The following is a 7,249-nucleotide window of genomic DNA, read 5'->3' as shown; positions in this document are numbered from 1 at the left end:
GGGATTTTTGTGGCGGCCTTCGTACCGATGGCGGCGGTGTTCCCGGCGCTGGAGCCGCGGCACAAGGGGGCGGCGATTTCGGTGTATAACCTGTCAGCCGGTCTGTCTAACTTCCTTGCGCCGGCGATTGCCGTGGTGCTGCTGCCCTGGTTCAGCACGCTCGGCGTGGTCATCGCCTATACGGTGCTTTATCTGCTGGCTTTTGTTCTGTGTGCCTTTATCCGCGTCACGCAGCCGGGCTTAGAAAAAGCAAATAGCAGCAAGAGAGGGATGGCGGATCTGCTGAATACTCCTCATCCTGAAACGCTGAAGGAGTAAGCGAGAGAACTTTCCTGCCGGGTCACGCTTATCCCGGCAGGAAGATGCGTGCGATTAGGCAATCGTCACTTTATTGTCCAGATAGACATCCTGAACCGCATTAATCAGCTTCACGCCGTCGGCCATGGATTTTTTAAACGCTTTGCGGCCCAGGATCAGCCCCATTCCGCCGGCGCGTTTGTTAATCACCGCCGTGCGCACCGCGTCGGTCAGATCGGTTTCACCGCCTGCTGCACCGCCGGAGTTAATCAGCCCGGCGCGGCCCATGTAGCAGTTAGCCAGCTGGTAGCGCACCAGATCGATAGGGTTGTCGCTGGTCAGCTTGCTGTAGACGCGGTCGTCGGTATAGCCAAAGTTCACCGCTTTATACCCGCCGTTATTCTCGGCCATTTTCTGTTTCACGATGTCCGCGCCGATGGTTGCCGCCAGGTGATTTGCCTGACCGGTCAGATCCGCTGATACGTGGTAATCCACGCCGTCTTTCTTAAACGCGTTGTTACGCAGATAGGCCCACAATACGGTCACCATCCCCAGCTCGTGCGCGCGCTCAAACGCGGCAGAGATCTCTTCTATCTGCCGACGCGACTGCTCAGAGCCAAAATAGATAGTCGCCCCGACCGCTACCGCACCCATGTTGAACGCCTGTTCGACGCTGGCGTACAGTGTCTGGTCGTATTCGGTTGGGTAGCTCAGGGTTTCGTTGTGATTCAGCTTGACGAGGAACGGAATGCGGTGAGCATAGCGGCGGGAAACTGAGGCCAGCACGCCATACGTCGATGCCACACAGTTACAGCCCGCTTCAATCGCCAGCTCGACAATGTTTTTCGGGTCAAAGTAGAGCGGGTTAGCAGCAAACGACGCTCCCGCCGAGTGCTCTACGCCCTGGTCAACGGGCAGAATGGAGAGATAGCCGGTCCCGCCCAGACGACCGGTATTGTAAAGCGTCTGCATGTTTCGCAGTACGGCAGGCGGACGGTTGTTGTCGACCATGACGCGGTCTACGTAATCATGGCCAGGCAGATAAAGCTGGTCGGCTGGAATGGTCATACAACGATGCTGTAAAAGGCTGTCGGCGTCTTTGCCAAGCAGTTGCGCAATATCAGTCATAGTGATGCTCCCGTAAGTCCGACATGATGTCGGAGCGTGTGATCCAAGCCCACGTTTTTGCAGGCAGACTAAGCCTGGTACCGACTTAACCTATTTTCCACCATTTGCAACTTTTTTAAGCACAATCTGCTGGCTCGTTTCGTGTACAACATTTTTGTTACACTGATCAAACAATCGCCTTAAAGGTATTTAAAAGGTATTATCACATGGTATGTTACATGCGTACCTCTGACATGCAGGATTAAAAAATGAAAACGAAAGTCCAACTGTCATTCATGATGTTCGTTGAATGGTTTATCTGGGGCGCATGGTTTGTGCCGCTGTGGCTGTGGCTGAGTAAGAGCGGGTTTACCGCCGGGGAAATTGGCTGGTCGTACGCCTGTACCGCGATTGCCGCGATCCTCTCTCCCATCCTTGTCGGCTCGCTGACGGACCGTTTCTTCGCCGCCCAGAAAGTGCTGGCCGTGCTGATGTTCGCTGGCGCGATTCTGATGTATTTCGCAGCACAGCAAACCCAGTTCAGCACCTTCTTCCCGCTGCTGCTGGCCTACTCCCTGACCTATATGCCGACCATCGCGCTGACCAACAGTATCGCCTTCGCGAACGTCGATGACGTGGAGGCTGATTTCCCGCGCATTCGCGTGATGGGCACCATCGGCTGGATTGCCTCCGGCCTGGCGTGCGGCTTCCTGCCGCAGATGATGGGCTATAGCGACATCTCTGACACCAATATCCCGCTGCTGATGACCGCTGCCAGCTCCCTTCTGCTTGGCGTCTTCGCGCTGTTCCTGCCGAATACCCCGCCGAAGAGTACCGGCAAGCTGGATTTCAAAGTGATGCTGGGGCTGGATGCGCTGATCCTGCTGCGCGATAAAAACTTCCTGGTGTTCTTCTTCTGCTCGTTCCTGTTTGCCATGCCGCTGGCCTTCTACTATATCTTTGCCAACGGCTATCTCACCGAAGTGGGGATGAAAAACGCCACCGGCTGGATGACCCTCGGCCAGTTCTCTGAAATCTTCTTCATGCTCGCTCTGCCATTCTTTACCAAACGCTTTGGTATTAAGAAGGTCTTGCTGCTGGGCCTGATCACCGCCGCCATTCGCTACGGTTTCTTTGTTTACGGCGGCGCCGAGCAATACTTCACCTACGCCCTGCTGTTCCTCGGCATTCTGCTGCACGGCGTAAGCTATGACTTCTATTACGTCACCGCGTACATCTACGTGGATAAAAAAGCGCCCGTGCACATGCGCAACGCGGCGCAGGGCTTGATCACGCTGTGCTGTCAGGGCTTTGGTAGCCTGCTGGGTTACCGTCTCGGCGGCGTGATGATGGAAAAAATGTTCGCATATAAAGAGCCGGTGAATGGGCTGACCTTCAACTGGGCCGGAATGTGGACGTTTGGTGCAATCATGATTGTGGTGATTGCCGTGCTGTTTATGCTGTTTTTCCGCGAATCGGATAAAGAGATCACCGCAATTGAGGTGGTTGATGGCGATACCGCGCTGACACGAGGGGAAGTTAAATGAAACAAGACCGTATTCTCGGTGCTCTTTACGGGCAGGCGTTAGGGGATGCGATGGGGATGCCGTCGGAGCTGTGGCCGCGCAAGCGGGTGAAAGCGCACTTCGGCTGGATCGACCGTTTCTTACCCGGCCCGGCTGAGAATAATGCCGCCTGTTACTTTAAGCAGGCCGAATTTACGGATGATACGTCGATGGCGCTGTGCCTGGCCGACGCGATTATCGAATGCGACGGGGAAATTAACCCTGACGTTATCGGTAAGCATATTCTGGACTGGGCGCTGGATTTTGACGCGTTCAATAAGAATGTGCTCGGCCCGACCTCCAAAATTGCCCTGAACGCCATCCGTGACGGCAAGCCGGTGAGCCAGCTGGAAAACAACGGCGTCACCAACGGGGCGGCGATGCGCGCCTCCCCGCTGGGATGCCTCCTGCCAGCCACGCGTCTGGCGCACTTCGTGGAACAGGTTGCGTTAGCCTCCAGCCCGACCCATAAATCGGATCTCGCCATCGCCGGTGCGGTGGTGATCGCCTGGGCGGTTTCACGCGCTATCGACGGCGAACGCTGGCATCACATCGCCGATGCCCTGCCGGGTATTGCCCGTGCGGCGCAGGAGGCGAACACGACCACCTTCAGCGCATCGCTTTCCGCTCGTATTGAGCTGGCCCTGAAAACCGTGCGCGAAGCCAACGGTACCGAGTCCGCCAGCGAGCAGATCTATCAGCTTATTGGCGCGGGCACGAGCACCCTTGAGTCCGTTCCGGCGGCGATTGCGATGGTCGAACTCGCGGGTACCGATCCGAACCGCTGCGCGGTGTTATGCGCCAACCTGGGCGGTGATACTGACACTATCGGCGCGATGGCAACGGCCATCTGCGGCGCGCTGCACGGTGTACAGGCCATTGATCCGGCACTCAAAAACGAACTTGATGCCGTAAACCGGCTCGATTTCGGCCACTACTGCGAAAAACTGCTGCACTTCCGGGAGCAAAGGGAGGGCGTATGAGTGCTTTTGCCCGCCGTCTCGAAACCCTTCACGCCACGCGCCCCGTAACGGTACTCGGCGCGGCGGTTATCGACGTGATTGCCGACGCCTACGCCCTGCCCTGGCGCGGGTGTGATATCGAGCTGAAGCAACAGGGAGTGAATATTGGCGGCTGCGCGCTGAATATCGCCATCGCCCTGAAGCGGCTCGGCATTGCTGCGCAAAACGCCCTTCCCGTCGGCCACGGCGTGTGGGCCGATATTATCCGTAACGCCATGGCGAAGCAGGATCTGCACAGCGCCGTGGAAGCGGAAACGGGCGATAACGGCTGGTGCCTGGCGCTGGTGGAGCCTGACGGTGAACGGACCTTTATGTCGTTTAGCGGCGTGGAGAACCAGTGGCAGCAGCGCTGGCTGGACGGGTTAAGCGTGCCGGCAGGGAGCCTGATCTCTTTGTCCGGCTACCAGCTGGCGTCCCCCAGCGGTGAGCTGCTGACGGCCTGGCTGGAAAGTCTTCAGGATGCGACGCTCTTTATCGATTTCGGTCCGCGCATCGCGGATATTCCCGACCCGCTGATGGCGCGGATCATGGCCTGCAAACCGATCGTCTCGCTCAATCGTCAGGAGGCGGAACTTGCCGCCGAATGGCTTGGCGTAAACGTGGAACAGCTGGGCACACGGTGGCAGCAGAGGTTTGGCGCTGCGCTGATCGTACGCCATGATAAAGACGGGGCGGTCTGGTACGACGGTGACGCTTCCGGACACGTTCCGGCGTTTCCTGCTACCGTGGTCGATACCATCGGCGCGGGTGACAGCCATGCGGGAGGTACCCTTGCCGGGCTGGCCGCGGGATGGTCACTGCCAGAGGCGGTGCAGCTTGGCAATGCCGTAGCCGCCTGGGTAGTCAGCCATCGCGGTGGCGACTGCGCCCCCACGCGCGAGGTCCTACTCCTCGCACACAAAGACGTATAGGTCGCTGCGGCAGTAGCTGATGCTGTACTCAATTGGCCGGTGCTGTTGATCGAGCGCGACTTGCTTGATCACCAGCACCGGTATCTTATCGTCCATCTTGATATGCGCCTGAAACTCGCTGTCCGGCATCCGGGCGCTGACGCGGGAACGGGTGCGCTGCGGAAATATATTCTGGCTGCGGAAGTAATCGTAAAGCGAGACGCCGATGTCGTCCGGATTGGGGATTAATCCTACCGGTACCCAGGACTCCTCTATTGATACCGCATCGTCATCCACGTAGCGGATGCGCTTAAGCAGAAATACATCGCTGTCCGGCGCAAGGGAAAGGTGGCGGGCGATCTCCTCCGGACATTTCACGACGCGTTTATTAACCCACAGCGTGTTGGGCGTTTTGCCCCGCAGCACCACCTGCTGAGAAAACCCGCGCGCCTCTTTTAGCGAATATTCAAAGATATTGTTGATTTGCGTACCGTATCCACGCGCGCGGGTGACGACGCCGGCCTCTTCCAGCGCCTGCATCGCTTTACGCACCGTAATGCGCGACACACCGGCCAGCTGGCTCAGATCGCGCTCGCCCGGCAAAATATTACCGTGCGCGAGCACGCCGCTGCGTACCGCGTTTTTAACCGTTTCGGCAAATTTCAGGTACAACGGCGTGTTGTCCGGTGCGGCAATTCGTTCCTTGAGTTGAGCAATTAACCGGGTATGCGCTTGTTCCATCTCTGTTTTTCTCTGGCATAAGGTTTTATGCCAGTATACGGCTTACCACCATGCATGAAAATGGTGAACCGGCCCAATACCGTGACCCACTTCCAGAGAATCGGCTTTTGCCAGCGCGCACGAGAGCCAGATCTTCGCCTCCTGCACCGTATCCGCCCAGTTCGCGTTTCGGGGACGCAGCGCCGCCAGCGCCGCCGAGAGCGTACATCCCGTGCCGTGGGTGTTTTTGGTCTGTACCCGCGGGGCGGTGAAACGTTGAGCGCCATCGCGGGTGAAGAGCCAGTCCGGGCTTTCTGCATCATCAAGATGACCGCCTTTCATCAGCACCGCGCTGCATCCCATCGCCAGCAGCGCATTGCCCTGCTCTTTCATCTCACGTTCGTTTTGCGCGTGTGACGCATCCAGCAGCGCGGCGGCTTCAGGGAGGTTTGGCGTGATCAGCGCCACCTGCGGCAGCAGCTTTTTACGCAGGGTGTCGACGGCAGAGGCGGAGAGCAACGGATCGCCGCTTTTGGCCAGCATCACGGTATCGAGCACCACGTTTTTTATCTGATAACGTTTGAGACGTTCAGCGACCGCTTCAACAATGTCCGCCTCTGCAAGCATGCCGATTTTGGTGGTGTCGATGCGTACATCGCTGAATACCGAATCCAGCTGTGCGGCGACAAAATCCGGCTCAATACGATATACCGACTGTACACCGCGCGTGTTTTGCGCCACCAGCGCGGTGATAACCGAGCATCCGTAAGCGCCGAGCGCAGAGAAGGTTTTCAGGTCTGCCTGGATCCCCGCTCCGCCGCTGGGATCGGTTCCCGCAATAGTCAGGGCATTAATGCGTGTCATACCAGCTCCTCCAGCGCGTAAAGCGCATCCAGAAACGCCGGGGCAAAGCTGCCGGGGCCCCGGCTGTGAGTCAGTGCAGCTGCCCCTGCGCGCTTCATAAAGCCGCAGGCTGCCGTCGCATTATCAAGCCTGTCGCCAGGCAGCGAACAGCAGGCGGCGACGACCGCCGAGAGCGCACAGCCTGTTCCCACCACGCGGGTCATCAGCGGGTCGCCGCCCGCGACCGTACGGGTTCGCTGACCATCAGTGATGTGATCCACTTCTCCTGTGACGACCACAACGGCGTGGGTCTGGCGGGCGAGCGTCTGCGCAGCGGTCAACGCGCTCGCCGCCGTATCGGTGGAATCAACCCCGCGCCCGCCCGCACTCATTCCGGCAAGGGCGAGGATTTCGGAGGCGTTTCCACGAATGGCCGCAGGTTTGAGGGACAATATTTGCTGGCAAAATCGGGTGCGGTACGCCAGCGCGCCAACCGCAACCGGATCCAGAACCCAGGGCGTACCCGCGGCTACCGCGCTCTCAATGGCCCGACGCATCGACTGGGCGCGCGGCGCGGTGAGTGTACCCACGTTGATGAGCAGAGCATCGGCAAGCGCGGCAAACTGTTCCGCTTCCTCGGCTTCGATCACCATTGCCGGGGAAGCACCCAGCGCGAGCAAAACGTTGGCGGTGAAGGTCTGCACGACATCGTTGGTCATACAGTGCGTGAGCGGGGAACGGGTTCGGAATTGATGTAAAACGTGTGAGTCTAGCAGGTCAGGCTGCATGATTTCGCTCCTGCCGT

The 7,249-nt window shown here is 58.5% G+C and carries 8 protein-coding genes; 4 read left to right on the top strand and 4 right to left on the bottom strand.

What is annotated here, in order from left to right; translation table 11 throughout:
• The coding region (locus tag ACOTY5_RS17590) for an MFS transporter (RefSeq protein ID WP_421631982.1) at positions 1 to 318 on the top strand (318 nt) is incomplete at its 5' end.
• Between the two features lie 54 nt (positions 319 to 372).
• Here the strand turns inward: ACOTY5_RS17590 and fbaB are convergent.
• Entirely contained in the window at positions 373 to 1,425 is a 1,053-nt protein-coding gene (gene fbaB, locus ACOTY5_RS17585) for a class I fructose-bisphosphate aldolase (RefSeq protein WP_015572352.1), read from the bottom strand.
• 248 nt (positions 1,426 to 1,673) lie between these two features.
• Between fbaB and ACOTY5_RS17580 the strand changes: the two genes are divergently transcribed.
• From ACOTY5_RS17580 to ACOTY5_RS17570, 3 genes are read left to right on the top strand one after another with little or no spacing between them, the layout of a single operon-like run.
• Entirely contained in the window at positions 1,674 to 2,951 is a 1,278-nt protein-coding gene (locus ACOTY5_RS17580; RefSeq protein WP_003859236.1) for a nucleoside permease, read from the top strand.
• On the top strand, positions 2,948 to 3,952 hold the full coding sequence (locus ACOTY5_RS17575; RefSeq protein WP_015572351.1) for an ADP-ribosylglycohydrolase family protein: 1,005 nt from the start codon (positions 2,948 to 2,950) through the stop codon (positions 3,950 to 3,952). Before ACOTY5_RS17580 ends, ACOTY5_RS17575 begins: the two co-directional genes overlap by 4 nt.
• Entirely contained in the window at positions 3,949 to 4,902 is a 954-nt protein-coding gene (locus ACOTY5_RS17570; protein WP_045141678.1) for a PfkB family carbohydrate kinase, read from the top strand. The genes ACOTY5_RS17575 and ACOTY5_RS17570 overlap by 4 nt, the downstream gene beginning before the upstream one ends.
• On the opposite strand, the gene ACOTY5_RS17565 is transcribed toward ACOTY5_RS17570, so the two are convergent.
• From ACOTY5_RS17565 to thiM, 3 genes are read right to left on the bottom strand one after another with little or no spacing between them, the layout of a single operon-like run.
• Entirely contained in the window at positions 4,876 to 5,622 is a 747-nt protein-coding gene (locus tag ACOTY5_RS17565) for a GntR family transcriptional regulator (protein WP_003859242.1), read from the bottom strand. The two genes, ACOTY5_RS17570 and ACOTY5_RS17565, sit on opposite strands and share 27 nt — an antisense overlap.
• Before the next feature lie 42 nt (positions 5,623 to 5,664).
• Positions 5,665 to 6,465 carry a bifunctional hydroxymethylpyrimidine kinase/phosphomethylpyrimidine kinase gene (gene thiD, locus ACOTY5_RS17560; RefSeq protein WP_017383356.1) on the bottom strand — a complete coding sequence of 267 codons (801 nt, stop codon included), beginning with the start codon at positions 6,463 to 6,465 and terminating at the stop codon, positions 5,665 to 5,667.
• Complete coding sequence (gene thiM, locus ACOTY5_RS17555) at positions 6,462 to 7,232, bottom strand: hydroxyethylthiazole kinase (protein ID WP_023295038.1); 771 nt, start codon at positions 7,230 to 7,232, stop codon at positions 6,462 to 6,464. Before thiM ends, thiD begins: the two co-directional genes overlap by 4 nt.
• Between the last annotated feature and the right edge of the window lie 17 nt (positions 7,233 to 7,249).

Origin of the sequence: Enterobacter cloacae complex sp. SHL018, assembly GCF_049237905.1 — a bacterium.
GTDB lineage: Bacteria > Pseudomonadota > Gammaproteobacteria > Enterobacterales > Enterobacteriaceae > Enterobacter > Enterobacter hormaechei_C.
This window is presented reverse-complemented; position numbering and strand designations above follow the sequence as displayed.